This is a genomic window from Lysobacter korlensis (assembly GCF_042434515.1).
Map to the genome: position 1 here is coordinate 164,472 of NZ_JBHLTG010000006.1, position 18,310 is coordinate 182,781.

An 18,310-nucleotide genomic window follows, 5' to 3' on the forward strand; every position below is an offset into this window, starting at 1 on the left:
CGAGTGCCGGGCTGGGCTGCCGCGAGAGCGGCACCCGGCCCGGCACCTGCATATCCAGTGGGGAGGGGGCACACACATGAGCACGACGGAATCCGCGCCGGCAGGCGCAACCCGCGACGATGAGGGGTTCAGCCTCATCGAGATCGTCGTGTCGATGTTCCTCATCGCCTTCCTCGCGATGGCGTTCGCGCCGGTGCTCGTGCAGTCCATGAAGACCAGCGTGCGCAACACCACGATCGCGACCGGCACGCAACTGCTGAACCGGGAGCTCGACCGCCTCCGTGCCACACCCGCATTCTGCGACGCTGTCACCGCGTTCGGCGCGGCGACCGTCGCCCCCACCACGGATGCCCGCGGCGTGGCCTTCCAGCCCACCCGTCAGGTCGGCGGCTGCCCGGCCAACTATCCGGGAGTCGTCCGCGTGACGATCTCGGTCAGCACGGCGGGCGTCGCGAGCACCGCTCTGACCGCCAGGACGCTCTTCTACGTCGACGCCGCCACGGAGCCGACCTCGTGAGCGCGCGTCCCCGCGAGGACCGCGGCTTCACGCTCATCGAGCTCATGGTCTCGTCGGCGCTCCTCGTGCTCGTCCTCAGCGCGGTCGGCGGAATGTTGATCAGCTCGATGTCGGCCGAGGACACGGTGCGGGACACCACGAGCGCCGCACGCTCCGGCCAGCTCGCCGCCGCAACCCTGACCAAGGGCGTCCGCCAGGCGCGCGCCGTGGAGGTCACCACACCGTTCGCCGGCGCCGTGCTCGTGCGCACGCTGATCATCGACGATCCGACGGTGGGCAGCGCTCGGGCGCACTGCGAGGCGTGGGTGTTCGCCGGCGGGGAGATCCGCACGCAGCGCTCCGCGACAGCGATTCCTGCTCCCGTGAGTGTCGCCGCCACGAGCGGCTGGACGCTGCTCACCTCGGGGGTCCAACCGGTCGCCGGCCGGGCGATCGCCTCAGCGAACGGGGCGGGGGTCGATATCGCGTTCCAGGTGTCGCACGACGACGGACCGAAGGCGCTCATCGAGACCCAGGCCGTCAGCCGCCAGGCCGACCCGGTCAGCGGCGATCTCGCCCCGCTGCCCGCGCCGCTCGAGGAGGACCAGTGCTTCTGATCCTTCGACGGCGCCTTCAGACAGATGAGCACGGTGCGGCGCTCGCCGCCGTCATCGGCCTGATGGCCGTCCTGCTGCTCCTCGGCGCGACGATGGCCTCGGCCACGATCGGCGCGCTGAAGCACACGAGCTCGGACCGTGCGTCGGTGCAGGCGCGCGCCGCGGCCGAGGCCGGTATCGACGCCGCGAGTGCAGGGCTCCGAACCACCAACGACTGCGCCGACCCGTCGATTCCGGGCATCGATCCGGCGTCCCCCGCGGGCTCGTACCGGTCCATCGCCGGACAGACCCCGAAGTTCGCCGCCGTCATCGAGAGCTTCGACAGCGGAAGCGGCTGGCGGGCAGGATGCCCCGGCAACAACACCACCAGCGTGCGAGTGACCTCCACCGGCACCGCGTCGAGCCCCGGCGTCGCAGGCGCGACCGCGGGTGACGAGGTGACGATGGAGGCGCTGTTCGACTACGAGCCCGTCATCGTGCAGGTGCCGCAGGTCGGCTCGGCGGTGTATGCGCACACCGTCGACGGGGTGCTGAAGAAGTTCCAGCTCTCCACGGAGTCGAACAGCGTCGCGACGTCCGTCGCGATCAAGCACGGCGACGTCGAATGCACCAACGGTGCAGAGATCGGCGGAGACCTCCTGCTCGAGGACGGCAGCGCAAACCTCGACATGTGCGACGTGCTCGGCTCCGTGCACGTCTCCGGGAACGCCATCGTGCACAAGAGCGTCATCGGCGCGCACGTCCGGGCCCGCGGCACCGCATCGGTCACGCAATCCACGGTCGGCGGAACCGTGACCTTCGGCCCCACGACGCCCCCACCTTCCATCCCGGACTGGACCGACGTGCCTTACGACCCGGCGTTCTGGACCGCGCGGGGCTACACGATCGTGAACTGGACGGGACCCTGCAGCATCGACAAGACGACGGCGCAGTGGAACGCGCTGGCGAACTACACGACGCCGACCGTGATCAACTTCCTCACGAAGTGCGCCACCTCACCGGTGCGGACGCAGAGCGACATCAACACCATCGAGCTCGACACCGACCTCGTCCTCTTCGCTCACCAGTTCACCTTCGGGAAGCTGTATTTCAGCACCGACACCGCAGGGGAGACCCGGGACCTCACGTTCATCGTGCCGGATGGCACCGCCAACGAGCTGCCGACCTGCGCGCCCCCGAGTGGCATGTCGGGTGAGATCCGGCTGACGAACGAAGCGGACTTCTCCGCGGCCATCGCCGCCATGGTGTACACACCGTGCAAGATCTACAGCGACCGCAACGGCTTCCGCGGTCAGCTCTACGGCGGTGAGGTCGAGTTCGGCCAGCAGGCCTCCCTGACCTTCCGGGCCGTCGGCATCGACGGCTACGACCTCACGGGCGGCGCCACCACGCCGGTGCAGACCGGCATGCAGCTGGGCGGCCGCGTGGCGCTGCGCGAGACGGCGGCGGGGTCGTGATCGCCATGACCGTCGCCGCAGGAGTGTTCGGGGCCCTGATCGGGTCCTTCCTCAACGTCGTCATCGCGCGGGTGCCGGAGGGACGGTCCATCGTGCGTCCGGCGAGCGCGTGCGGCGCCTGTGGGCATGAGATCCGCTGGTACGACAACGTGCCGGTGCTCTCCTGGCTGCTGCTGCGCGCCCGATGCCGTGACTGCGGCGCACCGATCTCCGCCCGCTACCCGCTCGTCGAGATCGGCACGGCACTGTTCTTCGCCCTGGTGACCTTTGTCTTCCTCGAGCCGGTGCTCGATTCCAGGAGCTCGCTCGAGGTCGTGGGCGCGGCGCTGGCGCTCGCCGCCTACCTCTACCTCGCCGCCATCAGCGTGGCGCTCGCCGCCATCGACCTCGACGTCTCGCGCCTGCCCAACAAGATCGTCCTGCCCGGGTATCCGGTCGGCGCGGTGCTGCTGGGCGCTTCGGCGCTGCTGACGGGGGAGCCCATCCGCCTCGGGACGGCTGCGATCGGGATGGCGGCCATGTTCGGGCTCTACCTGATCCTTGCGCTGTCGTATCCGGGTGGCATGGGCCTCGGCGATGTGAAGCTCGCGGGCGTGCTCGGCCTCTTCACGGGCTGGCTCGGCTGGGCGCCGCTGCTCGTCGGGTTCCTGCTCGCCTTCCTCCTCGGCGGTGCCCTCAGCCTCGCGCTGCTGGCCACCCGCCGGGCGACGGGCAAGACCGGCATCCCGTTCGGGCCGTGGATGCTGGCCGGCGCGTGGGGCGGAATTCTTGCCGGGAGTGCGATCGCCTCCTGGTACCTGGGTGTTTTCGGATTGGTCTGAGAGGAAATCATGGCAACGCACATCGTGGGTGTCGACATCGGGAGCACCAGTCTCCGGGCAGTCGAGCTGGAAGGACCGGGAAAGGCACGTCCCGTGCTGACCCGGTATCACGAGGTGCCGCTCCCCGAGGGGGCGGTCAAGCGGGGAGAGGTCCTCGAGGTGAACACCGTCGCGGCGGCGTTCAAACAGCTCTGGGCCGAGGGCGCCTTCGCCGGCAAGAAGGTGGTGCTCGGCATCGGCGGCCAGAGCGTGATCTCCCGGGACCTCACGGTGCCCAGCATGCCGCTCGATCAGATCCGCGAGTCGCTCCAGTTCCACGCGCAGGACCTGATCCCTGTGCCGGTCGAGGAGGCCGTGCTCGACTTCTACCCGATCGCCAGCGAGCCGGGTGACGGGCCGCCGATGGTCCGTGGCCTGCTCATCGCGGCCATCAAGCAGGCGGTCACCTCGAACCTCACCGCGGCGATGGAGGCCGGGCTCAACCCGGTGCAGATGGACCTCATCCCGTTCGCGCTGACCCGCGCGGTCGCGGCCTCGGGTGGCGACGGCACAGCGGTGGCGCACATCGACGTCGGTGCGAACACCACCAACATCATCATCTGCATCGGCGGCGTGCCGCAGTTCGTGCGCATCATCCCGGCCGGGGGCGACGATGTGACGCGCGCGCTGATGCGCCGCCTGGAACTGCCTCGCGAGCACGCCGAAGACCTCAAGCTGCGGCTCGGTCTGTCCGCCGGCTCGACGCCCGAGGAACACGCGGCGGCCGAGGTGATCTACGGATCCGTCGGTGAGCTGCTGACCAGCGTCCGGAACACACTCGCGTACTTCTCGGCCCACTCGCCTGCGCGGCTCGACACCATCGTGCTGAGCGGCGGCGGCTCCCGCCTCGCCGGCTTCGGGAAGGCGACGGGTGACATGACGAGGACCACGGTGGTGCCGGCGGAGCCCGGGCGGAAGATCAGCATCGCCCCCCGGATCGCCAAGTCCGCCGACGCCGAGACCGTCGAGCGGTACTCCGTCGCGCTCGGCCTCGCCCTCGGGAGTGCCGCATGAACGTCGAACTGCCGGGCAGCAACGCCAAGAAGAACACGCTCTCGCTCGGCGCAGTCCCGCGCGTCGACCTGCTTCCTCCGGAGATCAGGCTCCATCAGCAGTCCAGGAGGCTCCGCCGGAAGCTCGCCACCGGTGTCGCGGGCGCAGCGCTCGTCGTCGCCGTCGGCTTCGGCGGCACGGTCGTCCTCGAGCTGCAGGCCGAAGCGCGGCTGGCCGCAGAGCAGCAGCGGACGGCGGCACTCGTGGCCGAGCAGGCCCAATACTCCGAAGTGATCGATGTCAATCGCCGAATCGGGCTCATCGAGACGGCTCGCTCCCTCGGCACGTCCACTGAGGTGCTCTGGAAGCGCATCCTCGACGAGTACCGCTCCGCCCTCCCCGATGGCGCGACGATCACCAGCGCCGCGCTCACCGGCAGGGCACCGTGGGAGCCGCAGGCGGCGCCGGCGGGTCCCCTCCGCAGCGCGTCCGTCGCGCAGGTCGCCATCACGGCGGTCACCGACGCCGTGCCGGACGCGACCGCATGGCTCCGCCGGATCGCAGAGCTTCCGACGATCGCCGACGCCTCGCTCAACACCATCGCGAGCGTCGACGGCGCGTGGACGACCACCGTGACCTTCAATGTGAACACCGAGGGCCTCGCCGGACGGTTCCCGGACCCGGAGGGCGCTCCCGCGTCCGTGCCCGGAACGGGCTCCGACGCCGAGCCCGTTGAAGCCGCTGCTGCGACAGGAGCGAACGAATGAGCATCAACCGACTGCTTGCCGCAGCCGCCGGAGCGGGAGCCATCGGGATCCTGCTCCTCGGCTGGCTGCTCGGCGTCTCGCCGAAGCTCGCCGAGATCGCGGCCGCAGATGCGGAGACGGCCACCGCCGCTGCCCAGAATGCCGCCCTCGAGGCGTCGAACGCGGCGCTGCGGAAGCAGTTCGAGTCGATCGAGGAGCACCGCAGAGAGCTGGAGGCGCTCGTCGAGGCGGTGCCGGCCGATGCGGCCACCGACGACTTCGTCGACGCGGTCGAGAACACCGCGATCGCCTCGGACGTCGTGCTGCAGAGCATCTCCTTCGGAGAGGGAGTCTCGTACGGGGCCGGGGGAGCAGGCGTGGTTCCGGTCGCTGACGGCGCCGCTGCGCCCGCGGCTCCCGAGGAGCTCGCTGGCCTCGTGACCGTCGAGGTGAACCTCACGGTCGCCGGCGATCCGGCGCGGGCGATGGAGTTCGTCGACGATCTGCAGACGGGTGACCGGCTGCTCACCGTGACGCAGGTCATCACCGATGGCAGTGCGCCCGGGATGACGACGCTTCGGGGGTTCCTGTACGTGCTGCTCGGCGAGGCAGCGCCAGAGAGCTGACACGACGCCGTCGCTAGAGTTGGTGACGGATGAGGCCCGCGCCGCACGTCACGGCGGGGCGAAGGAGCGACCATGGATGCCACGACGCCGCCGCGAGGCGACGACGAGCCCACCCGGGCGGACCCGGCCGGACCACCCCCGCTCGTCGAGCCGACGGAGGAGGGGGGCGCCGCCGCCGCGGGGGCGACGCGCGCCGGAGATGCCGCTCCGGTGGACGGTCCCGACCGACGCCTTGACCGCGGCCCCGAGGACCCGACCGCCCCCGACACCGCGGTCGAGGCGACCCTCGACCGGGAGCCGGCGGGCAGCTCCGCGGACGAGCCCGTGGTGCCGACGGCGAATGCGGACGAGGTCGTGACCACGTCGGCCGCAGTCGCGGACGAACCGGCCGACGACGCGGAGGAGCACGAGGCGTCGGCCGACGAGCACCCGGGTGGCCAGCCGGAGCCCGTCCCGGCGTCCGCGCACCTCGGCTCCGGCCGTGCAGCATCCGGGATGCCGGACGCCGCTGCGGAGCATGCGGCGCCGCAGCGCGAGATCGTGTACGTCGCCGCGCCGCAGCCGCCGAAGCGCAAGGGCAACCGCGGCATGGGCGCGCTGATCGCCCTTCTGGCGGCCGTCATCTTCCTCGTCGTCTACGTCCTGTTCATCCTCCTGCTGCAGCCCGTGTTCGGGACCGGCTTGGACACCGACTTCCTGCGGAACCCGCGGTTCTACATCCCGGTCCTGCTCTTCGCGATCGCGTTCATCCTGCTTGCGCTCATCGTGAACCGTGCCGGCTGGTGGTCGTTCGTGCTCGGCAGCCTGTTCGTCGGGATGATCACCTACTTCGGCACCATCGGCGCGCTCCTGCTGCTTCGCGCCACCGCGCTGACGCCGGAGACCGCCGTGCTCGCCTTCCGCCAGCTGCTCGTCAGCCCGACCGCGATCGCCGCCGGCTTGGTGGCTCGTGAGGTCGCGCTGTGGGCGGGTGCCGTCATCAGCGCCCGCGGGCGCCGGGTGACGGCGAGGAACGCTGAAGCGCGCGCCGAGTTCGAGCGCGATGAGGCGGAGCGCAAGGCGGAGATCGAGCGGAACGGTGCGGTCATCCGGGAGCGCGTGAACGTTCGCTGAGGGCGTTCCGTCGGGCACTCGCGACGCCCAGGCTCATTTGACCGACGGGACACCGAGCGGCTATTCTTGTCCGGGTGTGCGCGTTGACGCGCGCCCGATTTCCCGGCGAAGCTGGATTTCCGCGTGAGGCTCGCTGACGCGCACATCCCCACCGCCGCCCAACCAGCAGCGCACAGGCCAGCAGTACTCAAGCATGTGACCGCCGGTGGGACATGACGAAACCCCCGTGTCGCCGCGAAACGGCGAGCCGCGCGGCGGATAAACCGGCAGTACAACCCAAGGAGCAAGACCAGTGCCAACGATTCAGCAGTTGGTCCGAAAGGGACGCAGCCCCAAGGTCACGAAGACCAAGGCGCCCGCCCTGAAGGCCAACCCCCAGCAGCGCGGCGTGTGCACCCGCGTCTACACCACGACCCCGAAGAAGCCGAACTCGGCTCTGCGGAAGGTCGCGCGTGTGAAGCTGTCGAACGGCACCGAGGTCACCGCCTACATCCCCGGTGAGGGCCACAACCTGCAGGAGCACTCCATGGTGCTCGTGCGCGGCGGTCGTGTGAAGGACCTGCCGGGTGTGCGCTACAAGATCGTCCGCGGCGCTCTGGACACCCAGGCCGTGAAGAACCGCAAGCAGGCTCGCAGCCGGTACGGCGCGAAGATGGAGAAGAAGTAATGCCTCGCAAGGGTCCCGCCCCGAAGCGTCCTGTCGTCGCCGACCCGGTGTACGGCGCCCCCGTCGTGAGCCAGCTGGTCAACAAGATCCTGCTCGACGGCAAGAAGGGCCTGGCGGAGAAGATCGTCTACGGCGCGCTCGAGGGTGTCTCCAGCAAGACCGGCCAGGACGCCGTCGTCACGCTGAAGAAGGCGCTCGACAACGTCCGGCCGACCCTCGAGGTCAAGAGCCGCCGCGTCGGTGGCTCCACCTACCAGGTGCCGGTCGAAGTCAAGCCGCACCGCGCCAACACCCTCGCGCTGCGCTGGCTGACGAGCTACGCCAAGGCCCGCCGCGAGAAGACGATGACCGAGCGCCTCACCAACGAGATCCTCGACGCGTCGAACGGCCTCGGTGCCGCGGTCAAGCGCCGCGAGGACACTCACAAGATGGCCGAGTCGAACAAGGCCTTCGCGCACTACCGCTGGTAGGCGACCTCGCTGGTTGAGGAGGCGGCGCAGCCGTCGTATCGAAGCCAGCATCGCCGATCCGGCACCCTTCTGGTTTCGATACGCCGCATCGCGGCTGCTCAACCAGCGAAAAACAATCTTTCGGAGGAACCCCCGTGGCACAGGACGTGCTCACCGACCTGAACAAGGTCCGCAACATCGGCATCATGGCGCACATCGATGCCGGCAAGACCACCACCACCGAGCGCATCCTGTTCTACACCGGCATCACCCACAAGATCGGTGAGGTGCACGACGGTGCGGCGACGATGGACTGGATGGCGCAGGAGCAAGAGCGCGGCATCACGATCACGTCCGCCGCGACGACCTGCTTCTGGAACGGCACCCAGATCAACATCATCGACACCCCGGGCCACGTGGACTTCACCGTCGAGGTGGAGCGGTCGCTCCGCGTGCTCGACGGCGCCGTCGCGGTGTTCGACGGCAAGGAGGGCGTCGAGCCCCAGTCGGAGACCGTGTGGCGTCAGGCCGACAAGTACGACGTCCCGCGCATCTGCTTCGTCAACAAGATGGACAAGCTCGGCGCCGACTTCTACTTCACGGTCGACACCATCATCAAGCGCCTCGGCGCGAAGCCGCTCGTCATCCAGCTGCCGATCGGCTCCGAGTCGAACTTCGAGGGTGTCGTCGACCTGGTCGAGATGCGCGCGCTGACCTGGCGCGGCGACTCCAAGGGTGACGTCCAGATGGGCGCCAAGTACGAGATCGAGGAGATCCCGGCCGACCTCAAGGAGAAGGCCGACGAGTACCGCCACGCGCTGCTCGAGACCGTCGCCGAGTCCGACGACACGCTGCTCGAGAAGTACTTCGGGGGCGAGGAGCTCACGGTCGCCGAGATCAAGGGTGCGATCCGCAAGCTGACCATCTCGAGCCAGCTCTACCCCGTGCTCTGCGGCTCCGCGTTCAAGAACCGCGGCGTGCAGCCGATGCTCGACGCCGTCGTGGACTACCTGCCGAGCCCGCTGGACGTTCCGGCGGTCGAGGGCCACGACGTCCGCGACGAGGAGAAGATCATCGAGCGTCACGCCGACGCGAAGGAGCCCTTCTCGGCGCTCGCCTTCAAGATCGCCGTGCACCCGTTCTTCGGCCGGCTCACCTACGTGCGGGTCTACTCCGGCACCATCGACTCCGGCGCCCAGGTCATCAACTCGACCAAGGGTCGCAAGGAGCGCATCGGCAAGATCTTCCAGATGCACGCGAACAAGGAGAACCCGGTCGACAGCGTCACCGCCGGGCACATCTACGCCGTCATCGGCCTGAAGGACACCACCACCGGCGACACCCTCTCGGATGTCAACAACCAGGTGATCCTGGAGTCGATGACCTTCCCTGAGCCGGTCATCGAGGTGGCCATCGAGCCGAAGACCAAGGCCGACCAGGAGAAGCTGGGCACCGCGATCCAGAAGCTCGCCGAGGAGGACCCAACCTTCCGGACCGAGCAGAACCAGGAGACCGGCCAGACCATCATCAAGGGCATGGGCGAGCTCCACCTCGACATCCTCGTCGACCGCATGAAGCGGGAGTTCAAGGTCGAGGCGAACGTCGGAAAGCCGCAGGTGGCCTACCGCGAGACGCTGAAGCGTGCGGTCGAGCGCTACGACTACACCCACAAGAAGCAGACCGGTGGATCCGGTCAGTTCGCGAAGGTGCAGATCGCGCTCGAGCCGATGGAGGTGACCACCGACAAGATCTACGAGTTCGACAACAAGGTCACCGGTGGCCGCGTTCCGCGCGAGTACATCCCCTCGGTGGATGCCGGCATCCAGGACGCGATGCAGGTCGGCGTGCTCGCCGGCTTCCCTACGGTGGGCGTCAAGGCGACCCTGCTCGACGGTGCAGCGCACGACGTCGACTCCTCGGAGATGGCGTTCAAGATCGCCGGATCGATGGCGTACAAGGAGGCTGCCCGCAAGGCGAACCCGGTGCTCCTCGAGCCGATCATGGCCGTCGAGGTCCGCACGCCCGAGGAGTACATGGGCGACGTCATCGGCGACCTGAACTCGCGTCGCGGTCAGATCCAGTCGATGGAGGACGCGACCGGCGTCAAGGTGGTCCGTGCCAACGTGCCGCTGTCGGAGATGTTCGGATACGTGGGTGACCTGCGGTCGCGCACGTCGGGCCGCGCCGTGTACTCGATGCAGTTCGAGACGTACGCTGAGGTGCCCAAGAACGTCGCGGACGAGATCGTCCAGAAGAGCAAGGGCGAGTAGCCCGCTCCCAGAGGCTGAGCCCACGGTTCGTCGCCTCAAGCAACACAACCTAAAGTAGATACACACCAAATCGCAGAGCGTCCGGCGGCAACCAGCTGCCGGATGCCCAGCATTCGAGTCCTGAGGAGGACACCAAGTGGCCAAGGCCAAGTTCGAGCGGACCAAGCCGCACGTCAACATCGGAACGATCGGTCACGTCGACCACGGCAAGACCACGCTCACCGCGGCGATCTCGAAGGTGCTTGCCGACAAGTACCCGTCGGCGACCAACGTGAAGCGCGACTTCGCGTCGATCGACTCCGCTCCGGAGGAGCGCCAGCGCGGTATCACGATCAACATCTCGCACGTCGAGTACGAGACCCCGAAGCGTCACTACGCGCACGTCGACGCTCCCGGCCACGCCGACTACATCAAGAACATGATCACCGGTGCCGCACAGATGGACGGCGCGATCCTCGTGGTCGCCGCCACCGACGGCCCGATGGCGCAGACCCGTGAGCACGTGCTGCTCGCCAAGCAGGTCGGCGTGCCCTACCTGCTCGTCGCGCTGAACAAGTCCGACATGGTCGACGACGAGGAGATCCTGGAGCTCGTCGAGCTCGAGGTCCGCGAGCTGCTCTCCAGCCAGGACTTCGACGGCGACAACGCGCCGGTCATCCGCGTCTCGGGCCTGAAGGCCCTCGAGGGCGACGAGAAGTGGACCCAGTCGGTCCTCGAGCTCATGGAGGCCGTCGACGAGTCCGTTCCGGACCCGGTGCGCGACAAGGACAAGCCGTTCCTGATGCCGATCGAGGACGTCTTCACGATCACCGGTCGTGGCACCGTCGTCACCGGCCGTGCCGAGCGCGGAACGCTCAAGATCAACTCGGACGTCGAGATCGTGGGCATCCGTCCCACCCAGAAGACGACCGTCACCGGTATCGAGATGTTCCACAAGCAGCTCGACGAGGCATGGGCCGGCGAGAACTGTGGTCTGCTCCTCCGTGGCACCAAGCGCGAGGACGTGGAGCGCGGCCAGGTCGTCGTGAAGCCGGGTTCGGTCACGCCGCACACCGTCTTCGAGGGCACCGCCTACATCCTGTCCAAGGATGAGGGTGGCCGTCACAACCCGTTCTACGGCAACTACCGCCCGCAGTTCTACTTCCGCACCACCGACGTCACCGGCGTCATCACGCTGCCTGAGGGCACCGAGATGGTCATGCCCGGCGACACCACCGACATGTCGGTCGAGCTGATCCAGCCGATCGCCATGGAGGAGGGCCTCGGCTTCGCCATCCGTGAGGGTGGCCGCACCGTGGGCGCCGGCAAGGTCACGAAGATCATCAAGTAACACCTGTTCCACACGAAGGGCCGCACCCCAGGGTGCGGCCCTTCGTCGTTCCGAACGATCGCGACTGTTCCCGTTCCGGCCTGATGCACCCGTTCCGCCAGACGTACTCGGCCGGAACTGGAACTATCGGGCCGTCCGGTAGGCGGCTGCCAGCCGGCGGAGGCCCTCGTCGAGCGACACGGCCGGGGTCCACTGCAGGTCGGCTCGGGTGCGACGCTGGTCGAACCAGTGCGACGTGGACAGCTGCTCCGCGAGAAATCTCGTCATCGGCGGCTCGTCGGCGCCCGGCCGCACTCGCCACACGGCCTCCACCGCGGCGCCCGCCGAGCGGGCGAGCCCCGCACGCACATGCCGGCTCGGCGACCGCACGCCGGCGGCGCGGCAGATTCCGGCGAGCATCTCGGCGACAGGCCGCGGTTCGCCGTTCGTGACGACGTACGCCTGCCCGTGCACGTCCTCCGCGCGATCGAGCGCCGCGGCGATCGCGGTGGCTGCGTTGTCGAGGTACGTGGTGTCGATGAGCGCCGCGCCAGAGCCGATCAGCGGCAGCCGGCCGGCGGCGGCGCGCTGGACGATCCGCGCGACCAACTGGGTGTCGCCGGGACCCCACACGAGATGAGGCCGCACCGCGACGACCGCGAAGCCGGGCGAGTCCGCCGCGAGGGCGAGGCGCTCGGCGATCGCCTTCGTGCGCGCGTAGTCGCCCCGGGCGTGTGCCGGATCGGCCGGCCGGGCGTCGTCCCCGGCGATCGACATGCCTGCATGGGCCACCGACGGCGACGAGATGTGCACGAAGCGGCGGACCCCGGCACGTGCGGCCTCGGCGATCAAGCGCCGTGTCCCTTCCACGTTCACCGCCGAGAACTCGGCCGGATCCCCTGCGAGCGACACCTTTGCGGCGAGATGCACCACCGCATCCATGCCGGCGACTGCCCGCCGCACCGCGTCGGTATCGGTGACAGAGCCGGGCGCATCTTCGACACCCGGCAGCTCGGCGGGTCGGCGCTGGAACGAGCGAACCTCATGCCCACGGGAGGCCAGCTCGCGCGCCACGGCACCGCCCAGCAGCCCGCTGGCGCCGGTGACGAGCACGCTCATGGGCTGGTCATACGTCCGCCGGCGAGCACGCGGGTCGCCCAGTCGGCCAACCGGCTGCGGTCGATCTTGGAGTTGTGCCGGATGTCGGTGGGGAGCTTCGGCACGACGAGCACCGCCGCCAGCGGAAGCGGGCTGGCCTCGCGGACCGCGGCGGTGAGATCCGCCTCAGCGAGCCGCGGTGCGGCTCCCGCCGGCACCGTCTCGAGCACCGCGACCGCCTGCTGCGCGCCGATCGGGCCGACGCCGACGACGGCGGCCCGCACGACGTTCGGCACCCGTTCGATCCGTTGTTCCGGGCCGACGGGGGTGCGCACGCCGTCCGCGGTGACGAGCACGTGCTGCAGGCGGCCCTCCACCCAGAGGCGGCCGCCGTCGTCGAGGTGGCCGACGTCATTGGTGCGGTGCCAACGCTCCTCCGGCCCGCTGTCGCGGCGGCTCGCGCGGTCCGTGAGCCAGAGCCGGTCGTATGCGTCCTTGACGTGCGGGGCAGAGACGACGATCTCGCCGGTCACCCCGGGTTCGTCGGTGAGCTCACCGGTCGGGCGGCCGTCCGAGTCGAGCGGCGCGATGCGGATCCGAGTGGACGCCGTCGGCGTCCCGACGCAGACGCCGCCCAGTGGGTCCGCATCCTCGATCGCCGCGCGGATGCCGTCGAGCGAGATGTCGGTGAGGAGCAGCCCTTCCGTCATCCCGTAGGGGGTGTGCGGCTCGGCATTGGGGAAGAGCATGGCGGCCTCGGCGAGGAGCGGCTCCGGAACCGGCGCGCCGGCGGAGAGGAACGTCCGCACCTGCCGGAAGGTCTCCCGGCTCTCCCGGTCGAGGTCCTTGGCGGTCGCCACGACGTTCTCGAGGGCGGCGGGGGAGAGGAAGAGCACCTCGCCGTGGACAGCGGAGATCGCCTCCGCGGTGGCCCGGGCGGTGAGGGTAGCGGGTTTCGTGACGTCCATGTCCGGGGTCGCAGAGGTGGCCCCGAGCGCCGGCCCGAGCAGGGCGAACGGCGCAAAGCCGGCGACGAGGCCGGTGCCCGTGCGGATGTCGTACTGCGCCGCCAGAGCGTCGCGGAGCGCCGCGAGTCGCGCGTGGCTGTACACCACGCCCTTGGCAGGACCGGTGGACCCGGAGGTGAACAGCACCGCGGCGGGATCCTCCGGGGATGGCTCCGGCGGCAGTTTCGCGCCGACGCCGCGACCGGCGAGCTCCGTCAGCGTGTGTGAGACGCCGAGCGCGCGTCGCACCGGGGGGCTGAGGCGCAGCGTCGAGATCCGCCGTCCGGGCCAGCCGAGCGTCTTCGCGGCGGTGAGGCCGGGCAGCGCGCCGATCACGTGGTCGGGCCAGGCGCCGCGCACCGCTCGAGTGAGGCCCTGCAGGCCGAGGCCGGCATCCGCGACGACCACGACCGCACCGATCCGAAGGCACGCGTAGAGCACCGCGGTGAGGTCAGCGCCGGGGGGAATCAGCAGCGAGACCCGGTCGCCCTTCTTCACGCCCGCCCAGGCGAGTCCCGCCGCGAGTTCACGCACACGACGCGACAGCAGGCGCCAGCTGACGACCCGCGGCCCCTGGCCGGCCGGCGGGGCGAGCTCGACGAGCGCCGGGGCGTAGTGCTCGGAGTGCCGATCGATCGCCGACCAGAGGGGACGGTATGGGGTGCCGTCCGCCGACCCCTCCACAGCCGGCTCCATGCGGACATCCTCGGCGCGCGACTCGGCTGAGCCCGGCCGGGTGCGCCGGCGCACCTTCTCGTCGAGCCAGGACAGGGCGGGCGTCGCGATGTCGACGTCCTCGGCGAGCAGGTGCCCGGCGCCCTCGAAGCGGTGCACGTCGGCGTGCGGCATCCGGGAGATCAGGTCGTTGAGGTAGCGATCGCCGAACACCGGATCGCGCGGTCCCCACAGCATCAGTGCCGGCACGTCGAGCGACCGGATGCCCTGGTTGATCCGGTACAGCTCCGGTGCGGTCTCGTCGGTGGCGTAGACCGGGATGTCGGCGACGAACTGCCCGATGCCGCCGCGGTCCGCCCGCGTGCGGTAGGGGGCGCGGTACGCCTCCTTCACATCCGGGGGGAGCGGGGGGTGCGCGAGCGCCAGGGTCGTCTCGAGGAACGCGGGCGTGGTCACCGTGGCGGTGCCGAGCACTCCGGGTGCGAGCGCGACCCGAAGCGGTGACGGGATCCGGGTGTCGGCAGGCTGGTGCACGGCGGTGTTGAAAAGCATCACGCCGGCCAGCTGGTCCGGGTGGTCGAGGGCCCAGCCGAGCGAGATCACACCCCCCCAGTCGTGGCCGAAGGTCACCACCGGGCCGGTGAGCCACAGCGCGTTCGTCAGCCGCCCGAGCACCTCCACCCGGTCTGGGAGCGTGCGGCGCGCGCCGGTGCGCTCGGAGAAGCCCATCTCGAGGTGGTCCACCGCGATGACCCGCCACGCCGGACCGCCCGCGAGGGCCTGTGCGGTGGCGTGCTCGAGCACGCTGCGCCACATGTACGACCAGGTCGGGTTGCCGTGCACGCACAGCACCGTGCCGACCGGGGTGATGTCGGCCTCCGTCAGCTCTGCAGCGTTGTCGAGCACGTGCCAGTCGACGGTGGGCCGTCCGCCGCCCTCCTGCACGCGGACGATGCGCGACCAGCGCGGATTCAGGCCAGGGAGGCCCGGAGGCGGGATGCGCGCAGCGCTCGTCGCCGTCGCTGCCGATGGCAGCCGCCGCTTCACCAGGCCAGTTCCATCATCGCCGTGTTGAGGCCGGATCCGACCCCCATGAGCAGCACGCGGTCACCCGAGCGGAGCTTCGGCGCCTCCTCGGCCAGGGTGATCGGAATGGACGCGGGGCCGACGTTGCCGAATTTCGGGTAGGTGACCGGCACGCGCGAACGGTCGAGCTTCGCGGCCTTCACGATCGCGTTGGTGTGCACGTCGGAGACCTGGTGCAGGATGTAGCGGTCCATGTTGGACCAGTTCCAGTCCCGCTTCGCCTCCCGCCAGGCGGAGACGACGAGCTCCATGCCGCCCTTCAGCAGCGCCTTCGCGTCGGTGAACATCCCGTCGACGCTGCCGACGCAGAGGTTGTTGAACTGCGTCGCGGCCCGGGTGACGCCGCCGAGGATGCGGTGGCCGGACGGGTGGGCGTCGGCACGGCCGATCACGGCGGCGGCCGCGCCGGAGCCGAGGGTGAGGCTCGCGAACTCGCTCATGAAGTCGTCGCGGTTGATGTCGCCCTCAGTGAGCCGGCGGAGGGTGTTCTGCTGGATTTCGTCGGCATCCTCACCGTCGATGATCACCGCGTAGTCGACCTGGCCTGCGTCGACGAGCTGAGAGGCGAGGCTCATCCCGTTCACGAAGCCGAGGCAGGCGTTCGCGATGTCGAAGTTCAGCGCGGAGGTCGGGAGGCCGAGCCCATGGTGGATCCGCACCGCGACCGACGGCTCGAGGTGCTTCCGGGTGACCGACGTGTTGATGAGGAGCCCGACCTGGTCCGGGCGGATGCCCGCCTCAGCGAGCGCGTTCCGTCCGGCGGTGATGGCGGCGTCATCGAACGTCTGCTCACCACCCCAGTTGCGGCGCTCCACGACCCCCGCAACCCGCTGCAGCAGACCGGTGGGGAGCTTCAGTCTCCGCAGCACCGGTTCGAGCTTGCGATCGATGGCTTCCGACGTGGTGACCAGCGTCGGGGTGATGGCTGCGACGGCGAGGAGCGCGACATTCCGATGCCTCGTCGTGGCATTCCCGTCCAACGGCTCTCCTGTCGAAAGTGGTCAACCCTTATTCTCTCGTGCGAACCCTGACCATTCGCCCGGAGAACGCACATCTTCAGGTCGGGTTGCTTGCGGCAAACGGTCAGACAAGTGAGGTTCAGGCGGCCGACCGGTTATCTTCACACCGTGCCACGACTGCGCAGGAGCCGGACCTCGGGTCCCGGGATCACGCGCGTCCGCGCCGGGAAGGGGTTCTCCTACCGTGACGAGCGGGGGAGGACCATCCGCGATCCCGGGGTGAAGCAGCGGATCGAGGCGCTCGCGATCCCGCCCGCATGGAAGCAGGTCTGGATCTGTCCGTACGAGAACGGCCACGTGCAGGCGGTCGGCATCGACGCTGCCGGGCGGAAGCAGTACCGCTACCATCCGCTGTGGCGGGAGCAGAAGGACCAGGTCAAGTACGACCGGGCGCTGGCGCTCGGCGAGACGCTGCCGGCGGCGCGTCGGCAGGTGACGAAGTCACTCCGGCTCGACGGCTTCCAGCGCGAGCGCATCCTCGCCGCCGCGTTCCGGCTGCTCGACACCGGCTCCCTCCGGGTCGGCTCTGAGCGGTACGCGACGGACAACGGCAGCTTCGGGCTGTCGACGCTGCTCTGCGCGCACGTCACCGTGAGCGGCGACACCGTGCAGTTGCGCTTCCCGGCGAAGAGCGGCAAGGAATGGGACTCCGACATCACCGATCCGGACCTCGCACCCCTCGTGCGGAACCTCAAGCGACGCGGCCCGAACGCCCGGCTCCTCGCGTGGAAGGACGACGACGGGGAGTGGCATCCGCTCACCGCCGAGGAGATCAACGAGTACGTGCGCGAGCGGACCGGGGGAGACTTCACCGCGAAGGACTTCCGCACCTTCCACGGGACCCTCGCGGCGGCGATCAGTCTCGCCAAGCAGGGGCCGGCAGAGTCGAAGACCGCCCGCTCGAGGGCACTCACCCAGGCGATGCGCGACGCGGCGGAGGAGCTGAGCAACACCCCGGCGATCGCGAAGACGAGCTACGTCGACCCGCGGGTGGTGGAGGCGTTCGAGGACGGGGTGACGATCGACCCGAACCGGCTGCACGCCGCGGAGAGCGAGCTGCGGGACCTGCTGGAGGATTGACCGGCCCCCGGCCCGCATTTGTTCCCGTTTCGGCTGGATGTGCCCGCCGCGGCGGCAACATCGAGCCGAAACGGGAACAGTCGGCGGTGGAACGGGCGTAACCGGCGGTGGCGCCTCGCCGCTGCACGGGCCCGGGGGCGCTATCTTCTGGTCCATGCGCATCCTTGCGGAGACCGTCGTCGGCATCCTGCTCACCCTGCTCCTCACACTGCTCGTCACCGGCGCGCTGGTGTCGATCGACAACCCCGATCCGGCCGGGGCCTTCTTCGGCGAAGGGCCGGCGCTCGTCTTCGGCGCGTTCTGGATCGGGCTGGTGCTGTGGGGGATCCTCGTCGTGATCGGGAACGTGCTGCACCGCAACCGGCGGCCCGGCGCGCGTGTCCTGCACAACCTGCTCGCTGCGCTGGTCGCCGGGATTCTGACGCTGATCGTCTACATCGTGATCGGCGCGACGGCGGGCGGCTGGGGGCTCCTCATCGTCGGCATCGTGCTGGTCCCCACGATCGCCTTCCTCGTCGGCGCCGCCGTCGCCATCCCCCTCACCCATCTGGTTCTCTTCCGCCCCCGCACCACCGCAGCTCCTCCCGCGGCCACCGCCTCCTCCGCCAGACCGAGGTAACTGTTCCCGTTTCGGCTCGATGTGCCTGCCGCGGCGGGAACATCGAGCCGAACCGGGAACATTCACCCCGGTGTCGGCTGGCAGGCGGGCCCGTCGCTCACGCGGGTCCGCTTCCTGGATCGA

The 18,310-nt window shown here is 69.7% G+C and carries 17 protein-coding genes; 14 read left to right on the forward strand and 3 right to left on the reverse strand.

Annotated elements, in window-relative coordinates; genetic code table 11:
- The first annotated feature begins 76 nt into the window (after positions 1-76).
- The 12 genes from ACFFGH_RS23025 (at position 77) to tuf (ending at position 11,624) form a co-directional block, all read left to right on the forward strand.
- The gene (locus ACFFGH_RS23025; protein WP_386672716.1) at positions 77-517 is read left to right on the forward strand and encodes a type IV pilus modification PilV family protein; all 441 of its coding nucleotides are present in this window, start codon (positions 77-79) and stop codon (positions 515-517) included.
- Positions 514-1,113, forward strand: coding sequence for a PulJ/GspJ family protein (locus tag ACFFGH_RS23030; protein WP_386672718.1), 600 nt, complete (start codon positions 514-516; stop codon positions 1,111-1,113). Before ACFFGH_RS23025 ends, ACFFGH_RS23030 begins: the two co-directional genes overlap by 4 nt.
- Complete coding sequence (locus ACFFGH_RS23035) at positions 1,104-2,570, forward strand: hypothetical protein (RefSeq protein WP_386672720.1); 1,467 nt, start codon at positions 1,104-1,106, stop codon at positions 2,568-2,570. The genes ACFFGH_RS23030 and ACFFGH_RS23035 overlap by 10 nt, the downstream gene beginning before the upstream one ends.
- Before the next feature lie 5 nt (positions 2,571-2,575).
- Positions 2,576-3,391 carry a prepilin peptidase gene (locus tag ACFFGH_RS23040; RefSeq protein ID WP_386673333.1) on the forward strand — a complete coding sequence of 272 codons (816 nt, stop codon included), beginning with the start codon at positions 2,576-2,578 and terminating at the stop codon, positions 3,389-3,391.
- A gap of 9 nt (positions 3,392-3,400) precedes the next feature.
- Positions 3,401-4,444 carry a type IV pilus assembly protein PilM gene (gene pilM / locus ACFFGH_RS23045; RefSeq protein WP_386672722.1) on the forward strand — a complete coding sequence of 348 codons (1,044 nt, stop codon included), beginning with the start codon at positions 3,401-3,403 and terminating at the stop codon, positions 4,442-4,444.
- A complete protein-coding gene (locus ACFFGH_RS23050; RefSeq protein WP_386672724.1) occupies positions 4,441-5,190 on the forward strand; it encodes a PilN family protein in 750 nt (249 codons plus the stop codon). Before pilM ends, ACFFGH_RS23050 begins: the two co-directional genes overlap by 4 nt.
- Complete coding sequence (locus ACFFGH_RS23055) at positions 5,187-5,795, forward strand: hypothetical protein (protein ID WP_386672726.1); 609 nt, start codon at positions 5,187-5,189, stop codon at positions 5,793-5,795. Before ACFFGH_RS23050 ends, ACFFGH_RS23055 begins: the two co-directional genes overlap by 4 nt.
- A 72-nt stretch (positions 5,796-5,867) precedes the next feature.
- On the forward strand, positions 5,868-6,908 hold the full coding sequence (locus tag ACFFGH_RS23060; protein WP_386672728.1) for a hypothetical protein: 1,041 nt from the start codon (positions 5,868-5,870) through the stop codon (positions 6,906-6,908).
- Between the two features lie 292 nt (positions 6,909-7,200).
- Positions 7,201-7,575 carry a 30S ribosomal protein S12 gene (gene rpsL / locus ACFFGH_RS23065; RefSeq protein ID WP_055787040.1) on the forward strand — a complete coding sequence of 125 codons (375 nt, stop codon included), beginning with the start codon at positions 7,201-7,203 and terminating at the stop codon, positions 7,573-7,575.
- Entirely contained in the window at positions 7,575-8,045 is a 471-nt protein-coding gene (rpsG, locus tag ACFFGH_RS23070; protein ID WP_386672731.1) for a 30S ribosomal protein S7, read from the forward strand. The genes rpsL and rpsG overlap by 1 nt, the downstream gene beginning before the upstream one ends.
- A 134-nt stretch (positions 8,046-8,179) precedes the next feature.
- Entirely contained in the window at positions 8,180-10,294 is a 2,115-nt protein-coding gene (fusA, locus tag ACFFGH_RS23075) for an elongation factor G (RefSeq protein WP_386672733.1), read from the forward strand.
- 136 nt (positions 10,295-10,430) lie between these two features.
- On the forward strand, positions 10,431-11,624 hold the full coding sequence (gene tuf, locus ACFFGH_RS23080; protein WP_386672735.1) for an elongation factor Tu: 1,194 nt from the start codon (positions 10,431-10,433) through the stop codon (positions 11,622-11,624).
- A 123-nt stretch (positions 11,625-11,747) separates the two neighbouring features.
- Here the strand turns inward: tuf and ACFFGH_RS23085 are convergent, their stop codons facing one another.
- Genes ACFFGH_RS23085 through ACFFGH_RS23095 form a run of 3 tightly spaced genes read right to left on the reverse strand, consistent with a single transcriptional unit; the run spans position 11,748 to position 16,449 of the window.
- Positions 11,748-12,722 (reverse strand): NAD-dependent epimerase/dehydratase family protein, encoded by a 975-nt coding sequence (locus tag ACFFGH_RS23085; RefSeq protein WP_386672737.1) that lies wholly within the window; start codon positions 12,720-12,722, stop codon positions 11,748-11,750.
- Positions 12,719-15,430, reverse strand: a complete 2,712-nt coding sequence (locus ACFFGH_RS23090) for an alpha/beta fold hydrolase (protein WP_386672739.1) — start codon at positions 15,428-15,430, stop codon at positions 12,719-12,721. Before ACFFGH_RS23090 ends, ACFFGH_RS23085 begins: the two co-directional genes overlap by 4 nt.
- Positions 15,427-16,449, reverse strand: coding sequence for a 3-oxoacyl-ACP synthase III (locus ACFFGH_RS23095; protein WP_386672741.1), 1,023 nt, complete (start codon positions 16,447-16,449; stop codon positions 15,427-15,429). The genes ACFFGH_RS23090 and ACFFGH_RS23095 overlap by 4 nt, the downstream gene beginning before the upstream one ends.
- 147 nt (positions 16,450-16,596) lie before the next feature.
- Here ACFFGH_RS23095 and ACFFGH_RS23100 point away from each other — a divergent pair, with 147 nt between their 5' ends.
- Together ACFFGH_RS23100 and ACFFGH_RS23105 are read left to right on the forward strand one after the other, a co-directional pair.
- A complete protein-coding gene (locus ACFFGH_RS23100; RefSeq protein ID WP_386672743.1) occupies positions 16,597-17,568 on the forward strand; it encodes a DNA topoisomerase IB in 972 nt (323 codons plus the stop codon).
- Positions 17,569-17,722: 154 nt separating this feature from the next.
- Entirely contained in the window at positions 17,723-18,187 is a 465-nt protein-coding gene (locus ACFFGH_RS23105) for a hypothetical protein (RefSeq protein WP_386672745.1), read from the forward strand.
- Positions 18,188-18,310 lie beyond the last annotated feature (123 nt).

Bases quoted from the DNA above. Each gene is read 5' to 3' on its own strand.
- ACFFGH_RS23025 (WP_386672716.1), top strand. From the start codon at position 77: ATGAGCACGACGGAATCCGCGCCGGCAGGCGCAACCCGCGACGATGAG.
- ACFFGH_RS23040 (WP_386673333.1), top strand. From the start codon at position 2,576: ATGACCGTCGCCGCAGGAGTGTTCGGGGCCCTGATCGGGTCCTTCCTC.
- pilM (WP_386672722.1), top strand. From the start codon at position 3,401: ATGGCAACGCACATCGTGGGTGTCGACATCGGGAGCACCAGTCTCCGG.
- ACFFGH_RS23050 (WP_386672724.1), top strand. From the start codon at position 4,441: ATGAACGTCGAACTGCCGGGCAGCAACGCCAAGAAGAACACGCTCTCG.
- ACFFGH_RS23055 (WP_386672726.1), top strand. From the start codon at position 5,187: ATGAGCATCAACCGACTGCTTGCCGCAGCCGCCGGAGCGGGAGCCATC.
- ACFFGH_RS23060 (WP_386672728.1), top strand. From the start codon at position 5,868: ATGGATGCCACGACGCCGCCGCGAGGCGACGACGAGCCCACCCGGGCG.
- rpsG (WP_386672731.1), top strand. From the start codon at position 7,575: ATGCCTCGCAAGGGTCCCGCCCCGAAGCGTCCTGTCGTCGCCGACCCG.
- ACFFGH_RS23085 (WP_386672737.1), bottom strand. From the start codon at position 12,722: ATGAGCGTGCTCGTCACCGGCGCCAGCGGGCTGCTGGGCGGTGCCGTG.
- ACFFGH_RS23105 (WP_386672745.1), top strand. From the start codon at position 17,723: ATGCGCATCCTTGCGGAGACCGTCGTCGGCATCCTGCTCACCCTGCTC.